The organism is Burkholderia sp. AU33803, assembly GCF_002223095.1.
Classification (GTDB): domain Bacteria; phylum Pseudomonadota; class Gammaproteobacteria; order Burkholderiales; family Burkholderiaceae; genus Burkholderia.
Genome location: NZ_NKFJ01000005.1, coordinates 68660 through 85664, shown reverse-complemented (window position 1 = coordinate 85664; position 17005 = coordinate 68660). Strand labels below are relative to the sequence as shown.

Annotated in this window: 18 protein-coding genes; 7 read left to right on the top strand and 11 right to left on the bottom strand. The window is 68.2% G+C overall.

Translation table 11 applies throughout. The features are described 5' to 3' along the window. Nucleotides 1-32: 32 nt before the first annotated feature. The 11 genes from CFB41_RS12215 to upp all read right to left on the bottom strand — a co-directional run bounded on the left by CFB41_RS12215 (nucleotide 33) and on the right by upp (nucleotide 10057). A complete protein-coding gene (locus CFB41_RS12215) occupies nucleotides 33-1256 on the bottom strand; it encodes a collagen-like triple helix repeat-containing protein (protein WP_089456658.1) in 1224 nt (407 codons plus the stop codon). A 478-nt stretch (nucleotides 1257-1734) separates the two neighbouring features. Continuing rightward, nucleotides 1735-2070, bottom strand: coding sequence for a YggL family protein (locus CFB41_RS12210; RefSeq protein ID WP_089440694.1), 336 nt, complete (start codon nucleotides 2068-2070; stop codon nucleotides 1735-1737). A gap of 127 nt (nucleotides 2071-2197) precedes the next feature. Then, complete coding sequence (rng, locus tag CFB41_RS12205) at nucleotides 2198-3667, bottom strand: ribonuclease G (RefSeq protein WP_069248507.1); 1470 nt, start codon at nucleotides 3665-3667, stop codon at nucleotides 2198-2200. 7 nt (nucleotides 3668-3674) lie between these two features. Then, the gene (locus CFB41_RS12200) at nucleotides 3675-4307 is read right to left on the bottom strand and encodes a nucleoside triphosphate pyrophosphatase (protein ID WP_089456657.1); all 633 of its coding nucleotides are present in this window, start codon (nucleotides 4305-4307) and stop codon (nucleotides 3675-3677) included. A gap of 51 nt (nucleotides 4308-4358) precedes the next feature. Next, entirely contained in the window at nucleotides 4359-4829 is a 471-nt protein-coding gene (rlmH, locus tag CFB41_RS12195) for a 23S rRNA (pseudouridine(1915)-N(3))-methyltransferase RlmH (protein WP_011352746.1), read from the bottom strand. 25 nt (nucleotides 4830-4854) lie between these two features. After that, the gene (rsfS, locus tag CFB41_RS12190; protein ID WP_089440692.1) at nucleotides 4855-5304 is read right to left on the bottom strand and encodes a ribosome silencing factor; all 450 of its coding nucleotides are present in this window, start codon (nucleotides 5302-5304) and stop codon (nucleotides 4855-4857) included. A 4-nt stretch (nucleotides 5305-5308) separates the two neighbouring features. Then, nucleotides 5309-6040 (bottom strand): nicotinate-nucleotide adenylyltransferase, encoded by a 732-nt coding sequence (locus tag CFB41_RS12185; protein ID WP_089456656.1) that lies wholly within the window; start codon nucleotides 6038-6040, stop codon nucleotides 5309-5311. Beyond that, complete coding sequence (gene hemF, locus CFB41_RS12180; protein WP_039370475.1) at nucleotides 6037-6960, bottom strand: oxygen-dependent coproporphyrinogen oxidase; 924 nt, start codon at nucleotides 6958-6960, stop codon at nucleotides 6037-6039. Before hemF ends, CFB41_RS12185 begins: the two co-directional genes overlap by 4 nt. Nucleotides 6961-7078: 118 nt before the next feature. After that, nucleotides 7079-8356, bottom strand: coding sequence for a phosphoribosylamine--glycine ligase (gene purD / locus CFB41_RS12175; RefSeq protein WP_039370477.1), 1278 nt, complete (start codon nucleotides 8354-8356; stop codon nucleotides 7079-7081). Nucleotides 8357-8460: 104 nt separating this feature from the next. Then, a complete protein-coding gene (locus CFB41_RS12170; protein ID WP_089440690.1) occupies nucleotides 8461-9189 on the bottom strand; it encodes a YebC/PmpR family DNA-binding transcriptional regulator in 729 nt (242 codons plus the stop codon). A gap of 217 nt (nucleotides 9190-9406) precedes the next feature. After that, on the bottom strand, nucleotides 9407-10057 hold the full coding sequence (gene upp, locus CFB41_RS12165) for a uracil phosphoribosyltransferase (protein WP_011352740.1): 651 nt from the start codon (nucleotides 10055-10057) through the stop codon (nucleotides 9407-9409). A 230-nt stretch (nucleotides 10058-10287) separates the two neighbouring features. Between upp and CFB41_RS12160 the strand changes: the two genes are divergently transcribed. The 7 genes from CFB41_RS12160 to kdpB all read left to right on the top strand — a co-directional run bounded on the left by CFB41_RS12160 (nucleotide 10288) and on the right by kdpB (nucleotide 17005). Then, nucleotides 10288-11067, top strand: a complete 780-nt coding sequence (locus CFB41_RS12160) for an SDR family oxidoreductase (RefSeq protein ID WP_089440689.1) — start codon at nucleotides 10288-10290, stop codon at nucleotides 11065-11067. Between the two features lie 48 nt (nucleotides 11068-11115). Continuing rightward, nucleotides 11116-11508, top strand: a complete 393-nt coding sequence (locus tag CFB41_RS12155; RefSeq protein WP_043188929.1) for a methylglyoxal synthase — start codon at nucleotides 11116-11118, stop codon at nucleotides 11506-11508. A 176-nt stretch (nucleotides 11509-11684) separates the two neighbouring features. Further along, on the top strand, nucleotides 11685-12659 hold the full coding sequence (locus tag CFB41_RS12150; protein WP_089456655.1) for a quinone oxidoreductase: 975 nt from the start codon (nucleotides 11685-11687) through the stop codon (nucleotides 12657-12659). Between the two features lie 193 nt (nucleotides 12660-12852). Beyond that, the gene (locus CFB41_RS38575) at nucleotides 12853-12975 is read left to right on the top strand and encodes a hypothetical protein (protein WP_256093628.1); all 123 of its coding nucleotides are present in this window, start codon (nucleotides 12853-12855) and stop codon (nucleotides 12973-12975) included. Then, the gene (gene kdpF, locus CFB41_RS12145) at nucleotides 12972-13064 is read left to right on the top strand and encodes a K(+)-transporting ATPase subunit F (RefSeq protein WP_006752209.1); all 93 of its coding nucleotides are present in this window, start codon (nucleotides 12972-12974) and stop codon (nucleotides 13062-13064) included. The genes CFB41_RS38575 and kdpF overlap by 4 nt, the downstream gene beginning before the upstream one ends. Beyond that, a complete protein-coding gene (gene kdpA, locus CFB41_RS12140; RefSeq protein ID WP_089440687.1) occupies nucleotides 13061-14866 on the top strand; it encodes a potassium-transporting ATPase subunit KdpA in 1806 nt (601 codons plus the stop codon). The genes kdpF and kdpA overlap by 4 nt, the downstream gene beginning before the upstream one ends. 54 nt (nucleotides 14867-14920) lie before the next feature. Next, nucleotides 14921-17005, top strand: a complete 2085-nt coding sequence (gene kdpB, locus CFB41_RS12135; protein WP_089456654.1) for a potassium-transporting ATPase subunit KdpB — start codon at nucleotides 14921-14923, stop codon at nucleotides 17003-17005.

Here is a 17005-nt window from a genome sequence, read left to right as displayed (position 1 = left end):
GCGACGATGCGCGCGCCGTGCCGGCCTGCCGCTTACTTGACCAGCGCGCCGAGCGTCGTCGTCACGGGGGCGAGCACGCCGCCGCCCGTTTTCGAGAGCCCACCGGTGCCGCTGCCGCCCGTCAGACCCGCGACGGGCGAGCCGCCGGCTGCGCCCGACACCGCTCCCGTCACGGTGCCGACCGCCGACGTGAGCGCCCCTGCGGGGTTGCTGCCACCCGTCGCGCCGCCGAGGGCGCCGGTCGACAAGAGGCCCGTGACCGGCGCGAGCGGGCTCGTCGCGGCGCCGCCACCGCCCAGCAGCGTCGTGCCGGCGGTGGCCACCGTGTTGCCGGTCGCGGTCACGACGTTGCCGACGCCGGTCGTCACCGGATTCCCGCCGGTTTTCGCGATCGTGGTGCCGGCGTTCGCGATGCCGTTGCCGATCGTCGTCACGAGGTTCGTGAGCGGTGCGCCGAGCGGCGTGCTCGACGCGACGGTCTGCGTGACCGACCCGACCTGTGTCGTGATCGGCGTGATCGCCGAGCTGGCGGCGCCCGTGACCTGCGCGACGGGGCCGGTCGACAACTGCGTGCCGAGCGTCGCACCGCCGCCCGCGATCGTGTTGCCGAGCATCGTGACCGCGCCGCCGACCGGCGACGTGACGGGCGCGAGCGGCGCCAGCGCCGAACCGCTGGCACCGAGGCTCGACACGACGCCGCCGGTCGCGGCGACCGCGTCGCCGAGGTTCGTGACCACGCCGCCGGTGCTCGCGACCGTCGTGCCGACCGGGTTCGACGATGCGCCGAGCTGGCCGAGCCCCGAGCCGAGGCCGGTGCCGAGCGTCGTGACGGCCGCGCCGGCATCCTGCACGACCGTGCCGAGACCTTGCGTGGTCGACGCATTGGCGCCGGGCACCGACTGGCCCGCGATCGTCGTGCCGACGCTCGATACCGCTCCGCCCGCGGCCGTCACGATGTTGCTGGACGAGTCGATCGTCTGGCCGAGAGCATTGGCGGATGCGCCGCTGCCCGCCGAGCCGGTGCCCGAGCCGCTGCCCGTGCTGCCGACGGTCGAGCCGCTGCCGGAACCGCTGCCCGAGCCGTTGCTCGTGCCGCCGGTCGTGGCGGTCGTGTCGCCCGAACCCGATCCTGCGCCGCCGGTGCCCTGGCTCAGCGAGCCGGAGCCGCCGCACGCGGACAGCGACACCAGCGCTGCGACGCCCGCCGCGATCATGATCATTCGGAGTCCTGCCTGATAGGTGGTCGGCGTATCCATGTCGTCCTCGTATTCGTTGGAGAGTGGGGTCAGGCGGCCTTCGCGTGCGTCAATGTGTCGCTGCGATGGGGAAGCGGCGGGCGCATCGTTGGTTGTCTCCCTGATTGACCTGTCGCCGTGTCGCGTTTTCGCCCGTACCGGAATCCGGAGCATCTGTCGGGCGAGCGATTTGCATTCTTTCGTCTTGCTTGCCGATCGCACCGCAAAACATCGGATTCCTGGCGATCAGAGTAGGTCTGCCGGCGCGAGCCGTCCTTTAAGCAACGTTAAATTGAAGTAAGCGTCCGATTCACTGCCGAAATCGGGGTAATCACCGTCGACGCGGCGGAAATCGTGTGCGTCGGTGCCGGTGGCGCGGATGTCGCGCGCTGGCGGGAGAGGATGGGAGGCGAGGCGGAGGGAGCGGGGCGGCGCCGGCCTCACCCGCCGTGGCGGCGGGCAGGCGCGGGCGCTGCGCGAGGGGCGTGAAGCCGGAAACTCAGGCTTCCGGGTACCACGCGTCGCTGAATTCGCTGACCTTGACGTCGGTCAGTTCCGGCCGTGCGGCCAGCCAGCCGCGCACGAGCTCGCGGTCGGCGTCGGTCGTCGTGCCGCGCGGCGCGCCGGAAATCACGTAAGCGCCGATGCCTTCGTCCGCCGACGCGACGGTCAGCAGCCCGTTCGCTTCGACGAAGTCGATGAACGCATCGATCAGTTCGCCGCGCTCGAGGTCGGTCATTTCGTTGCGGTAATGCGCGGTGGCGTTGAACGCGAGTTCCTGGAATTCGCCGATGTGGAGTTTCTTGCGCTGGCGGCGGTTGTGGCCTTGGCTCATGGTGTGTGGTGAATGCGAAAAGGGTAGGGTGAAAGGGCGGCGGCGGGTGCCGGCGCGACATGCGCGGGCGGCCCGGGCGCCGCATCGAAGCGCCGCGCGGCGATGCCGGCGGCGGATGGACGGAACGTTACATCAGCACGATATCGTACTGCTCCTGGCTCAGGTTCGATTCGACCTGCAGCGACACCGGCTTGCCGATGAAGTCGATCAGCATCGCGAGATGCTGCGACTCCTCGTCGAGGAACAGGTCGATCACCTGCTGCGCGGCGATCACGCGGAATTCGCGCGGGTTGAACTGCCGCGACTCGCGCAGGATCTCGCGCAGGATGTCGTAGCACACGGTGCGCGACGTCTTCACCTGGCCCTTGCCCTGGCAGGTCGGGCACGGCTCGCACAGCACGTGCGCGAGCGATTCGCGCGTGCGCTTGCGCGTCATCTCGACGAGCCCGAGCTGCGAGAACCCGTTGACGGTCACGCGCGTGCGGTCGCGCGACAGCGCCTTCTTCAACTCGGACAGCACCGCGTCGCGATGCTCGGCGTTCTCCATGTCGATGAAGTCGATGATGATGATCCCGCCGAGGTTGCGCAGCCGCAGCTGCCGCGCGATCGTATGCGCGGCCTCGAGGTTGGTCTTGAAGATCGTGTCGTCGAAGTTGCGCGCGCCGACGTAGCCGCCCGTGTTCACGTCGATCGTCGTCATCGCCTCGGTCTGGTCGATCATCAGGTAACCGCCCGACTTCAGGTCGACGCGGCGCGACAGCGCGCGCTGGATCTCCGTCTCGATGTTGTACAGGTCGAACAGCGGACGCTCGCCGGTGTAGTGGTGCAGCTTCGGGCTCACGGCCGGCGTGAATTCGCCCGCGAATTCCGACAGGCGCTGGTACGTCTCGCGCGAATCGACCTGGATGCGCGTCGTGTCGTCGTTCGCGAAATCGCGCAGCACGCGCTGCGCGAGATCGAGATCCTGGTACAGCAGGCTCGTCGCCGGCAGCCGCTGCGCCTGGGCGACGATCGTCGCCCACGTCTTGCGCAGGTACGTGACGTCGCCGGCGAGCTCGTCGGAGGTGGCATCCTCGGCGATCGTGCGCACGATGTAGCCGCCTTTCTCGTCCGGCGGGATCACGGCCGTCAGGCGCGCGCGCACGGCCTCGCGTTCGGCCTCGCTCTCGATCTTCTGCGAGATGCCGATATGCGGCTCCTGCGGCAGGTAGACGAGCGTGCGGCCCGCGATGCTGACCTGCGTCGACAACCGCGCGCCCTTCGTGCCGATCGGATCCTTGATCACCTGGACCATCAGCGTCTGGCCTTCGAACACGATCTTCTCGATCGGCTGGTGCGGCGTGCCCGATTGCGGCTCGCCCGCGAGGCGCGGATGCCAGATGTCGGCGACGTGCAGGAACGCCGCGCGTTCGAGGCCGATGTCGATGAACGCCGACTGCATGCCGGGCAGCACGCGCACGACCTTGCCGAGATAGATGTTGCCGACCCGCCCGCGCGACAGCGTGCGCTCGACGTGAAGCTCCTGCACCGCGCCTTGCTGGACGAGTGCGACCCGCGTTTCCTGCGGCGTGAGGTTGATCAGGATTTCTTCGTTCATGGTGGGTTCAGAAGGCGACGCGCGCGGCGCGCAGCAGCGCGGCAGTCTCAAAAAGGGGCAGACCCATGATACCTGAATGGGAACCGTCGATTCGCTCGATGAACTCGGCGGCGCGCCCCTGGATCGCATACGCGCCGGCCTTGCCGAACGGCTCGCCCGATGCGACGTAGCGCGCGTACGCGTCGCGCGACGCGGCCGCGAATCGCACCGACGAGCGTGACAGCGCGGGCGGCAGCAGTTCGCCGTCGGCATCGATCACGGCAACGGCGGTCAGCACCGCATGTTCGCGGCCGGCGAGGCGCGTCAGCATCGCGAGCGCGTCGTCGGCGTCGGTCGGCTTGCCGAGGATCGCGCCGTCGATCGTGACGGTCGTATCGGCGACCAGCACCGGCGAGGCCGGCTTGCCGCTCGCGACGAGGCGCGCACGCGCAGCCTCCGCTTTGGCGATGGTCACGCGCCGCACGTACGCATCGGCGGCTTCGCCGGGCAGTTCGGCCTCGAGCGCCTCGGCGTCCTCGTCGGGGCGCGGCAGCAGCAGCTCGAAGCGTACGCCGATCTGTTGCAGGAGCTCCTGGCGGCGCGGGCTTTGCGAAGCGAGGTAAAGGGTCGGGAAAAGCGCGGGGGGCGTGCTGGACGGCATGGTGTCGTTATCTCGGTGTGCGCGCGTGGCGCGCGTCTCGAGGACGACACGTCATGCGCGGTGGTAGGGGTGATTCTGCGTGATGCTCCACGCCCGGTAAAGCTGTTCGGCGAGCAGCACGCGCACCATCCCGTGCGGCAGCGTCATGCTCGAGATACGCAGCAGCGTGTCGGCACGCGCTTTCAGTTCGGGATCGAGCCCGTCGGCGCCGCCGATCACGAACGCGACGTCGCGGCCGTCCTGCTGCCAGCCGGGCAGCGCCTGCGCGAGCTGCATCGTGGTCCAGTCGCGGCCGCGCTCGTCGAGCGCGACGAGGCGCGCACCCTTCGGCAGCGCGGCCTCGATCTTCTGCCGCTCGGCCGCCATCACGCTCTCGGCGCTGCGGCCGCCCGAACGCAGTTCAGGCTTGATCTCGCGCAACTCGATGCGCAGCTCGGGCGGCATCCGCTTCGTGTATTCGTCGAAGCCGGATGCGATCCAGCCCGGCATCTTGTGGCCGACCGCAAGGATGAAAAGCTTCATCGGAAGACGCTTGACGACTCGGGGCTCAACGGCGGCGGGCGGCCGTCTTGCGCGCCGGGCGGGCGGGCGCGGCTTCCTCTTCTTCTTCGTCGTCGCCTTCGCTGGCCTGGGCGAAGCCGTTGCCCTTGCCGCCGCCGAGCTTCATCCGCACGGGCTTGTCGCCCCAGATTTCCTCGAGGTTGTAGTACTGGCGCAGCGCCGGTTGCAGGATGTGCACGATTGCGTCGCCGCAGTCGACGAGCACCCATTCGCCGGTGTCTTCGCCTTCGGAGCTGACGATGTCGCCGCCGGCTTCCTTGACCTTGTCACGCACGCTCGACGCGAGCGCCTTGGTCTGGCGGTTGGAGGTGCCCGAAGCGACGACCACGCGGTCGAACAGTTCGGTCAGGTGGCTGGTGTTGAACACCTTGATGTCTTGCGCCTTGACGTCTTCGAGGGCGTCGACGATCACGCGCTGCAGTTTGCGAATATCCATGGATTCAGGAATGGTAGAGGCGATGTTGAAGAATATAGGCCCATACGGCGGCCGGCACATGCTCGGCCGATGCGTCGGGCATTTGCGCATGGCGCGCGATGCATTCGCGCAGGTGGGCGCGGATGTCGGTCGCGGCAATGTCGAACGAAAGGGTCGTATCGATCAGCAGGTGGCCTGCCGGCGTGGCCTTGAGCACGTCGGCGCCGGCCTGCCGCGCGGCGATTTCCTGCGCGACGTCCGGCGGCGCCGCGCCGAGGTCGAAACCCGGGCGCGTCGCCACGCAGATGTGCGCGTAGTCGAACAGCGTGCGCCAGTCGCGCCACGTGTCGAGGCGCACGAGCTGGTCGGCGCCGATCAGCAGCGACAGCGATGCGCCCGGGCCGATCCGCTCGCGCCAGCGCGCGAGCGTCTCGACCGTGTAGGTCGGGCCGGCGTGCTCGATCTCGTCGGTGGCGACGGTCACGGTCACGCCCGGCACGGACAGCGATCCGGCGGCCGCGCGCGTCATCGCGAGCCGATGCTCGGCGGCCGACACGTCGCGCTTCTGGTACGGCTGCCCGGCGGGCAGCAGCACGAGTTCGGTCAGGCCGAGCAGCTCGGCGAACCGGCGCGCGAGCGCGAGATGGCCGTCGTGGATCGGGTCGAAAGTGCCGCCCAGCAAGCCGATACGACGCGGCAGCGGGGCGGGGCGGGCAGTGGTGTCCAGAAACGCGTCCTTTGCTTGAAGCAGGGTCAGACCCAGTCGCGCGGCACGATGAAGTCGCTGTACAGGCGCGCTTCCGGCGAACCCGGCTCGGGCTGCCAGTTGTAGCGCCAGTTCGCGACCGGCGGCATCGACATCAGGATCGACTCGGTCCGGCCGCCGCTTTGCAGGCCGAACAGCGTGCCGCGATCGAACACGAGGTTGAATTCGACGTAGCGGCCGCGGCGGTACGCCTGGAAGTCGCGCTCGCGCTCGCCGTACGGCAGCTCGGCGCGCCGCTCGACGATCGGCAGGTAGGCCTGCAGGAACGCGTCGCCGACGCTTTGCATCATGTCAAACGAGCGTTCGAAACCGGGCTCGGAGAAATCGTCGAAGAAGATCCCGCCGATGCCGCGCATCTCGTTGCGGTGCTTCAGGAAGAAATACTCGTCGCACCATTTCTTGAAGCGCGGGTAGAGCTCGACGCCGAACGGGTCGAGCGCATCCTTGCAGGTCTGGTGGAAATGCCGGGCGTCGTCCTCGAAACCGTAAACCGGTGTCAGATCCATGCCGCCGCCGAACCAGAACACGGGCTCCTCGCCCGGTTTCGTCGCGATCAGCATCCGCACGTTCATGTGTACGGTCGGGCAGTACGGATTGCGCGGGTGCAGCACCAGCGACACGCCGAGCGCCTCGAAGCCGCGGCCCGCGAGCTGCGGGCGCGCCGCGCTCGCCGACGGCGGCAGCGCATCGCCCGCGACGTCGGAAAAGCCGATCCCCGCGCGTTCGAACACGCGGCCGCCTTCGAGAATCCGCGTGCAGCCGCCGCCGCGCAGGCGTTCGGCCGGCCCGCGTTGCCATGCGTCGGTCGCGAGCGGCGTACCGTCGAGCGCGCCGAGCGCGTCGGCGATGCGTGTCTGCAGGCCCTGGAGGTACGTGCGCACGCGCGCTACGTCGTAGGTCGAATCGGTCATGTCTGGACTGGGTGCCCTCGTTCGAAGCGGGGGCCGTAAAAAAGGCTTCTGCCGGGCATTCTAACGAACCCCGGCAGAGGGGCCGCCGCCGCGCGCGGGCGGGGCGGCAATTGCAACGTCACGCGCTCTTGCGGTTGAGTGCGCGGAAGCCGATGTCGCGGCGGTATTGCATGCCTTCGAAATTGATCTGGTTGATCGTCTCGTACGCATGCTGTTGCGCTTCGCGCACCGAATCGGCGAGGCCGACCACGCACAGCACGCGGCCGCCGGACGTCGTCAGCTTGTCGCCGTCGAGCGTCGTGCCTGCATGGAACGTGACGGCCTGTTCGGTCTCGGCCGGGATACCGTTGATGCGGTCGCCCTTGCGCGGCGCGTCCGGATAACCGTGTGCGGCCAGCACGACGCCCAGCGCGGTGCGGCGGTCCCAGTCGAGCTCGACCGTGTCGAGCGTGCCCGCGATCGCCTGCTCGACGACCTTCGAGAAATCGCTCTTCAGGCGCGCCATGATCGGCTGCGTTTCCGGGTCGCCCATCCGGCAGTTGAACTCGAGCGTGCGCGGATTGCCTTCCTTGTCGATCATCAGGCCCGCATACAGGAAGCCCGTGAAGCGGATGCCGTCCTTCTCCATCCCGCGCACGGTCGGCATGATGATCTCGCGCATCACGCGTGCGTGCATCTGCGGCGTGACGATCGGCGCGGGCGAATACGCGCCCATGCCGCCGGTGTTCGGGCCGCGGTCTTCATCCAGCAGGCGCTTGTGGTCCTGGCTGGACGCCAGCGCCAGCGCGTGCTTGCCGTCGACCATCACGATGAAGCTCGCTTCCTCGCCGTCGAGGAATTCCTCGATCACGACACGCGCGCCGGCGTCGCCGAGCTTGTTGCCCGACAGCATCATGTCGACCGCTTCGTGCGCCTCTTCCAGCGTCATCGCGACGACGACGCCCTTGCCGGCCGCGAGGCCGTCGGCCTTCACGACGATCGGCGCACCCTTCGCGTCGATGTACGCGTGCGCGGCGGCGACGTCGGAGAACGTTTCGTACTCGGCGGTCGGGATGCCGTGGCGCTTCATGAACGCCTTCGCGAAATCCTTCGAGCTCTCGAGCTGCGCGGCTTCGCGGGTCGGGCCGAAGACCTTCAGGCCGCGTGCGCGGAACAGGTTGACGATGCCGGCCGCGAGCGGCGCTTCCGGCCCGACGAGCGTGAACGCGACGCCTTCGCGTTCCGCGAAATCGGCGAGTTCGTCGAGCGCCGTGATGTCGACGTTCTTCAGGCGCTCGTCCTGCGCCGTGCCGCCATTGCCGGGCGCGACGTAGACCATCTGGACGCGCGGCGACTGCGCGAGTTTCCACGCCAGCGCATGTTCGCGGCCGCCGGAACCGACGACGAGTAGTTTCATGGGATTCCCCGCAGACTAGAAAACAGGGCGGCCGGCACGCTCAGGCGCGCCGGCCGCGGATTCGGTCGGGCCGCCGCCGCGACAGGAACACGGCGGCCGGCACCTCATTCCTCGACGATGACGGCGTTCGTATACACGTCCTGCACGTCGTCGAGGTTCTCGAGCGCGTCGAGGAGCTTCTGCATCTTCACCGCGTCGTCGCCGGTGAATTCGACTTCGTTCTGCGGCTTCATCGTCACTTCGGCGAGCTCGGCCTTGAAGCCGCCGGCTTCGAGCGCGTCCTTCACCGCCGAGAATGCCTGCCAGTCGCACAGCACTTCGATCGAACCGTCGTCGTTCGTGTTCACGTCGTTCGCGCCGGCTTCGAGCGCGGCTTCCATCAGCGCGTCTTCCGACGTGCCCGGTGCGAACAGGAACTGGCCGACGTGATCGAACATGAATGCGACCGAGCCGTCGGTGCCCATGTTGCCGCCGAACTTCGAGAATGCATGGCGGACTTCCGCGACCGTGCGGGTGCGGTTGTCGGTCAGCGTGTCGACGATGATCGCCGCGCCGCTGATGCCGTAGCCTTCGTAGCGGATTTCCTCGTAGTTCGCGCCATCCGCGCCGCCGACGCCGCGATCGATCGCGCGCTTGACGTTGTCCTTCGGCATGTTCGCGTCGGCCGCCTTGTCGACCGCCAGACGCAGGCGCGGGTTCGAGTTGACGTCACCGCCGCCGAGGCGCGCCGCGACCTGGATTTCCTTGATCAGGCGGGTCCAGATCTTGCCGCGCTTCGCGTCGGCCGCTGCCTTCTTATGCTTGATGTTGGCCCATTTCGAATGACCAGCCATACCTTTCTCCGTGCCCGGGCGCACAGCGCGGGCGATTGTTTCAGTGTGTCGTTGAATCGGCGGCCGTGTCGGCGGGCATGAAGCCGCGGGGCCGCGCGTGTCGAGTGGATCGAGATTTTATCACGCGGCGACCGCCGGATCGGGGCCGCCGCGCATGGCCGGACGGCCAGGCGGGCCGTCGCGAGCCGGGCCGCGCGCCGCGCGGCCGTACCGGGGCTCAGTTCTTGGTGCCGAACAGGCGGTCGCCCGCGTCGCCGAGGCCCGGCACGATGTACGCATGCTCGTTCAGGTGCGAATCGAGCGACGCGACGAACAGCTTCACGTCCGGGTGCGCGTCCTGGAACACCTGCACGCCTTCGGGCGCGGCGACCAGCGCGACGAACATGATGTTCGCGGCCGGCACGTTGCGGCGCTTCAGCACGTCGACCGCGTGCACGGCCGAGTAGCCGGTCGCGACCATCGGGTCGCACAGGATGAAGATGCGGTCTTCCAGATCCGGCAGGCGCACCAGGTATTCGACCGGGCGATGGTCGTCGGCGCGATACACGCCGATGTGGCCGACGCGGGCCGACGGAACCAGGTCGAGCAGGCCGTCCGACATCCCGATGCCCGCGCGCAGCACCGGCACGATCGCCAGCTTCTTGCCCGCGATCACCGGCGCGTCGACCTCGACGAGCGGGGTTTCGACCCGCTTGGTCGTGATCGGCAGGTTGCGGGTGATCTCATAGCCCATCAGCAGCGTGATTTCGCGCAGCAGCTCGCGGAACGTGCGCGTGGACGTGTCCTTGTCGCGCATGTGCGTGAGCTTGTGCTGGATCAGCGGGTGATCGGTGATGAAGAGATTCGGGAAACGGCTGTCCTGTTTCATGACGGGGGCGCCTTGGCGGCAAAAGAGGATCGGGGGCGGTGGCGGGCGCAAGCCGGCCGCGCGCTTATGCCCGCAATTTTACCAAGGCGCGCCGCATGATCCGGATAATATCGACGTCTCACGACAATCCGCGCGCCCGTGCCCGCCCGATTGCCCGCCTGACCCGTCCGGGGTCCGTGCGCCGGCGTGATCGGGCCGAGCCGGCGCGTGTCGCCACCAAGGAATCGACGATGGATCTCGGCATCGAAGGAAAGACCGCGCTGGTGTGCGCGGCAAGCAAGGGGCTCGGTCGCGGCTGCGCGGAAGCGCTGGCCGCCGAGGGCGTGAACCTCGTGATCGTCGCGCGCACGCGCGCCACGCTGGAGGAAACCGCGGAGGAGATCCGCGCCGGCGCGAACGTGTCGGTGACCGCGGTCGCCTGCGACATCACGACGCCGGACGGGCGCGCGGCCGCGCTCGCCGCGTGCCCGCAGCCGGACATTCTCGTGACGAATGCCGGCGGCCCGCCGCCCGGCGACTTCCGCGACTTCTCGCACGACGACTGGATCCGCGCGCTCGAAGCGAACATGCTGACGCCGATCGAGCTGATCCGCGCGACCGTCGACGGGATGATCGCGCGCGGCTTCGGCCGGATCGTCAACATCACCAGCTCGGCCGTGAAGGCGCCGATCGACGTGCTCGCGCTGTCGAACGGGGCTCGCTCGGGGCTGACCGGCTTCGTCGCGGGGCTGTCGCGCAAGGTCGCGGGGCAGGGCGTGACGATCAACAACCTGCTGCCGGGCCTGTTCGACACCGACCGGATCGCGACCACGCTCGCCGCGTCGGCGAAGGCGCAGGGTGTGAGCGTCGACGAGATGCGCGCGCGGCGCACGAAGGACATCCCGGCCGGCCGCCTCGGCACCCGTGCGGAATTTGGCGCGGCGTGCGCGTTCCTGTGCAGCGTGCACGCCGGCTACATCACCGGGCAGAACTGGCTGCTCGACGGCGGCTCGTATCCGGGCACGTTCTGACGCACGCGCCGCCTTTCACGACAACCACCTGACACGAAGGATCTGGAGATGAGCAAACCCCGCATCGCATTGATTGCGCACGACGCGAAGAAGGACGAGATCGTCGCGCTCGCGGGCGAATTCCGCACGACGCTCGCGCAATGCCGGCTGGTGGCGACCGGCACGACGGGCGGCCGCATCGCGGACGCGCACGGGCTCGAGGTCGAGCGCAAGCTGTCTGGGCCGCTCGGCGGCGACCTGCAGATCGGTGCGGAACTGGCCGACGGCCGCATCGACATCGTCGTGTTCCTGCGCGACCCGATGACCGCGCAGCCGCACGACCCCGACATCACCGCGCTCGTGCGTGCCTGCGACGTGCACGACGTACCGGTCGCGACCAACGTCGCCACCGCGCGGATGCTGCTCGACGATCTGGCGCGCAACATGCAGGACGTCTGCTGAGGGCGGCCCGCGCCCGATTGCCCCTGCTGGCGGCAGGGCCATGCACGGATGGCCGCGGCGCGCGAGAATCGTGCGTCGCGACGCGCGCCTGCCGCCCGGTACCCGCATGAGGCCGGGCTCCGCGGATCGGCGACCCGGATTTTTCCCTGACCGAATCAGACACGAGGAGCGAAACGATGCCGAAAGCAATCCGATACGACCAGCCGGGCGGCCCGGACGTGATGAAGTGGGTCGATGTCGAGGTCGGCGAACCGAAGGCAGGTGAAGTCCGCATCCGGCAGCACGCGGTCGGTCTCAACTACATCGACGTCTATTTCCGCACCGGTTTGTACCCGCAAGCGCTGCCCGGCGGTCTCGGGATGGAGGCGGCGGGCGAGGTGACGGCCGTCGGCGAAGGCGTGACCGCGTTCAAGGCGGGCGACCGCGTCGCGTACGTCGGGCAGCCGCCGGGCGCCTACGCGCAGGAGCGCGTGATGCCGGCCGAGCGGCTCGTGAAGCTGCCGGACGGCATCAGCTACGACGACGCGGCGTCGGTGATGCTGCAGGGCCTGACCGCGCACTACCTGCTGCGCCGCACGTATCCGGTGAAGGCCGGCGACACGATCCTGATCCACGCGGCGGCCGGCGGTGTCGGCCTCCTGGTGTGCCAGTGGGCGAAGGCGCTCGGCGCGACCGTGATCGGGACGGTCGGCTCCGACGAGAAGGCCGCACTCGCGAAGGCGCACGGCTGCGACCATCCGATCGTCTACACGCGCGAGAACTTCACGCAGCGCGTGAAGGAGATCACGAACGGCGCAGGCGTGCCGGTCGTCTACGACTCGATCGGCAAGGACACTTACATCGGCTCGCTCGATAGCCTTGCGCCGCTCGGCTATTTCGTCAGCTTCGGCAACGCGTCGGGCCCGCTGCCGCCGATCGACTCGAAGGAATTCTCGTCGCGCGGCTCGTTGTTCTTTACGCGCCCCACGCTGTTCTCGTACATCGCGAAGCGCGCCGATCTCGAAGCCGCGGCCGCCGAGCTGTTCGACGTGATCCTGTCGGGCAAGGTGAAGACGAGCATCAACCAGCGCTACCCGCTCGCGGAAGTCGGCCGCGCGCATGAGGATCTCGAAGCGCGCAAGACCACCGGCTCGACGATCCTCGTTCCCTGACTGGTCTCCCCGTGCCGGCGCCATGCCGGCACGCGCTTGTCCGGGCGGCGCCACGGCGCCGCCCGTCCCGCCTCCCGCCTCCCGCCATCCTCCACCCGAATTCCACGTTTACGCGTTTTTTATACGCGCCCCGATACCTTTGACCCGTCCTTTACGTGCGTTCCCATAAGGTTCTAGTCGTCTGATTTCGACGATGGAGAACAGAAAAATGGATGGGGTATTTATCGGCGCACTGGTGCTCTTCACCGCGCTGATCCTCGGTTTGATTGCCGGTTGCGACAAGCTCGTGCAATACGGTCGCGGGGGGCGAGCATGACCTGGATGCTTTGGCTGGCGGGCGCCTCGACGGCCCTGCTGTTCGCGTATCTCGTCTTTGCGCTGCTGCGCGCGGAGGACATCGAATGAACGCGAACAATCTCTTTCAGACGCTGCTCTTCATCGTCGTGCTGCTGGCGGCGGCCGTTCCGGTCGCGCGCTATCTGTCCGCGGTGATGGACGGCAGTTCGCGCGTCGTGCGCGTGTTCGGGCCGCTCGAGCGCGCGCTGTACCGCATCGCCGGCGTCGACGCCGGCAGCGAGATGAACTGGAAGCAGTACGCGGTCGCGACGATCGCGTTCAACGCGCTCGGCGCGCTGTTCCTCTACGGCCTGCTGCGCCTGCAGGGCTTCCTGCCCGGCAACCCGCAGCAGTTCGGTGCGATGACGGTCGACGGCGCGTTCAACACGGCCGTCAGCTTCGTCACCAACACGAACTGGCAGGACTACACGCCCGAGCAGACCGTCAGCTACCTGACGCAGATGCTCGGCCTGACGGTGCAGAACTTCCTGTCGGCGGCAACCGGCATCGTCGTCGTGATCGCGCTGATCCGCGGTTTCGCACGTCATACCGCGCAGACCATCGGCAACTTCTGGGTCGACCTCACGCGCGTGACGATGTACGTGCTCGTGCCGATGTCGATGATCCTCGCCGCGCTGCTGATGAGCCAGGGCGTGATCCAGAACATGAAGTCGTACCAGGACGTGCCGGTGCTGCAGGCGAGCACCTACGCCGCGCCGAAGCTCGACGCGCAGGGCAATCCGGTGAAGGACGACAAGGGCAACCCGGTGACGGTGCCGACCCCGCTCACGAAGCAGACGCTCGCGATGGGCCCGGTTGCGTCGCAGGAAGCGATCAAGATGCTCGGCACCAACGGTGGCGGCTTCTTCAACGCGAACTCCGCGCACCCGTACGAAAACCCGACGCCGTTCGCGAACTTCCTGCAGATCTTCGCGATCCTGATCATCCCGGCCGCACTGTGTCTCGTGTTCGGCCGCATGATCGGCGACCGCCGGCAGGGCATCGCCGTGCTCGCGGCGATGACGGTCGCGTTCGTGATCGCGATCGGCTTCGAGGTGAGCGCCGAGCAGGCCGGCAACCCGACGCTCGCCGCGCTGCACGTCGACCAGTCGACGAGCGCGCTGCAGCCGGGCGGCAACATGGAAGGCAAGGAAACGCGCTTCGGTATCGCGCAGACCGGCATCTTCACGGTCGCGACCACGGCCGCGTCGTGCGGCGCCGTCGACACGATGCACGATTCGCTGACGCCGCTCGGCGGCCTCGTGCCGATGCTGTTGATGCAGCTCGGTGAAGTGATCTACGGCGGGGTCGGCTCGGGTCTCTACGGGATGCTCGTGTTCGCGCTGCTCGCGGTGTTCGTCGCCGGCCTGATGATCGGCCGCACGCCGGAATACGTCGGCAAGAAGATCGAGTCGTACGAGATGAAGATGGTGTCGATCGTCGTGCTGCTCACGCCGCTGCTGGTGCTGGTCGGTACGTCGATCGCCGTGCTCGCCGACGCGGGCAAGGCCGGCATCGCGAATCCGGGGCCGCACGGCTTCTCGGAAATCCTGTACGCGTTCAGCTCGGCCGCCAACAACAACGGCAGCGCGTTCGCGGGCCTGACGGTCGGCACGCCGTTCTACAACTGGACGACCGCGATCGCGATGTGGTTCGGCCGCTTCGGCACGATCGTGCCGGTGCTGGCGATCGCCGGTTCGCTCGCCGCGAAGAAACGCATCGCGGCGACGAGCGGCACGCTGCCGACGCACGGTCCGCTGTTCGTCGTGCTGCTGCTCGGCACCGTGCTGCTGGTGGGCGCGCTGACCTACGTGCCGGCGCTCGCGCTCGGCCCGGGCGTCGAGCACCTGATGATGTGGCTGGGCGCGTGATGCGCGCCCTTATGGCGACACATTGAAAAGACTGAAGAGATTGAAGAGATCGCAATGACTCAACATTCCGCAACACGGTCCATGTTCGATCCGGCGCTGCTGCGCCCGGCGATCGTGGACTCGTTCAAGAAACTCACGCCGCGCACGCAGTTCCGCAACCCGGTGATGTTCTGCGTGTACGTCGGCAGCATCCTGACCACGATCCTGTGGATCGCGGCGCTCGCCGGCCAGGCCGAGGCGCCCGCGGGCTTCATCCTCGCGATCGCGCTGTGGCTGTGGTTCACCGTGCTGTTCGCGAACTTCGCCGAAGCGCTCGCCGAAGGGCGCTCGAAGGCGCAGGCCGCGTCGCTGCGCAGCGCGAAGAAAGACGTGATGGCGAAGAAGCTCAACGAGCCGCATCCGAAGTCGCCGATCCGCATCACGACCGCGACCGAGCTGCGCAAGGGCGACGTCGTGCTGGTCGAGGCCGGCGACGTGATCCCGGCCGACGGCGAGGTGGTCGACGGTGTCGCGTCGGTCGACGAATCGGCGATCACCGGCGAATCCGCACCGGTGATCCGCGAATCGGGCGGCGACTTCTCGTCGGTCACGGGCGGCACGCGCGTGCTGTCGGACTGGATCGTCGTCAGGGTCACCGCGAACCCGGGCGAGGCGTTCCTCGACCGGATGATCGCGATGGTCGAAGGGGCGAAGCGCAAGAAGACGCCGAACGAGATCGCGCTGACGATCCTGCTCGTCGCGCTGACGATCGTGATGCTGCTCGCCACCGCCACGCTGCTGCCGTTCTCGATGTTCTCGGTCGAAGCGATGAAGGCCGGCCACGTGGTGACGATCACCGCGCTCGTCGCGCTGCTCGTGTGCCTGATCCCGACGACGATCGGCGGCCTGTTGTCCGCGATCGGCGTGGCCGGGATGAGCCGGATGATGCAGGCCAACGTGATCGCGACGTCGGGCCGCGCGGTGGAAGCCGCCGGCGACGTGGACGTGCTGCTGCTCGACAAGACCGGCACGATCACGCTCGGCAACCGCCAGGCGTCGGCGTTCGTACCCGCGCCGTTCGTGACCGAGGAAGCGCTGGCCGATGCCGCGCAACTGTCGTCGCTCGCCGACGAAACGCCGGAAGGCCGCAGCATCGTCGTGCTCGCGAAGGAGCGCTTCAACATTCGCCAGCGCGACATGGGGCAACTGCACGCGACGTTCATTGGCTTCTCCGCGCAGACGCGGATGAGCGGCGTCGACCTGCCGGGCCGTGAAATCCGCAAGGGTGCGGCCGACGCGATCCGCAACTACGTCGAGACGCATGGCAGCCGCTTCCCGGAAGAAGTGCGCCGCGCGGTCGACGAAGTCGCGCGCCGCGGCAGCACGCCGCTCGTCGTGGCCGACCTGCACGAAGGGGCGGCCCGCGTGCTCGGCGTGATCGAGCTGAAGGACATCGTGAAGGGCGGCATCAAGGAGCGCTTCGCGGAGCTGCGCAAGATGGGCATCAAGACCGTGATGGTGACGGGCGACAACCGGCTGACGGCCGCGGCGATCGCGGCGGAAGCGGGCGTCGACGACTTCCTCGCGGAAGCGACGCCGGAAACCAAGCTCGCGACGATCCGCGAGCATCAGGCGGCGGGCCGTCTGGTTGCAATGACGGGCGACGGCACCAACGACGCGCCGGCGCTCGCGCAGGCCGACGTCGCCGTGGCGATGAACACCGGCACGCAGGCGGCGAAGGAAGCCGGCAACATGGTCGACCTCGACTCGAACCCGACGAAGCTGATCGAGATCGTCGAGATCGGCAAGCAGATGCTGATGACGCGCGGTTCGCTGACGACGTTCTCGATCGCGAACGACATCGCGAAGTACTTCGCGATCATCCCGGCCGCGTTCGTGACGACCTACCCGCAGCTGCGCGTGCTCGACATCATGCACCTGACGTCGCCGGCGTCGGCGATCCTGTCGGCGGTGATCTTCAACGCGCTGATCATCGTCGCGCTGATTCCGCTGGCGCTGAAGGGCGTCACGTACCGGCCGCTCGGCGCGGCGTCGCTCCTGCGCCGCAACCTGCTGGTGTACGGCCTCGGCGGCGTGCTGCTGCCGTTCCCGTTCATCAAGCTGATCGACATGACGCTCGCTGCACTCGGCTGGGCCTGA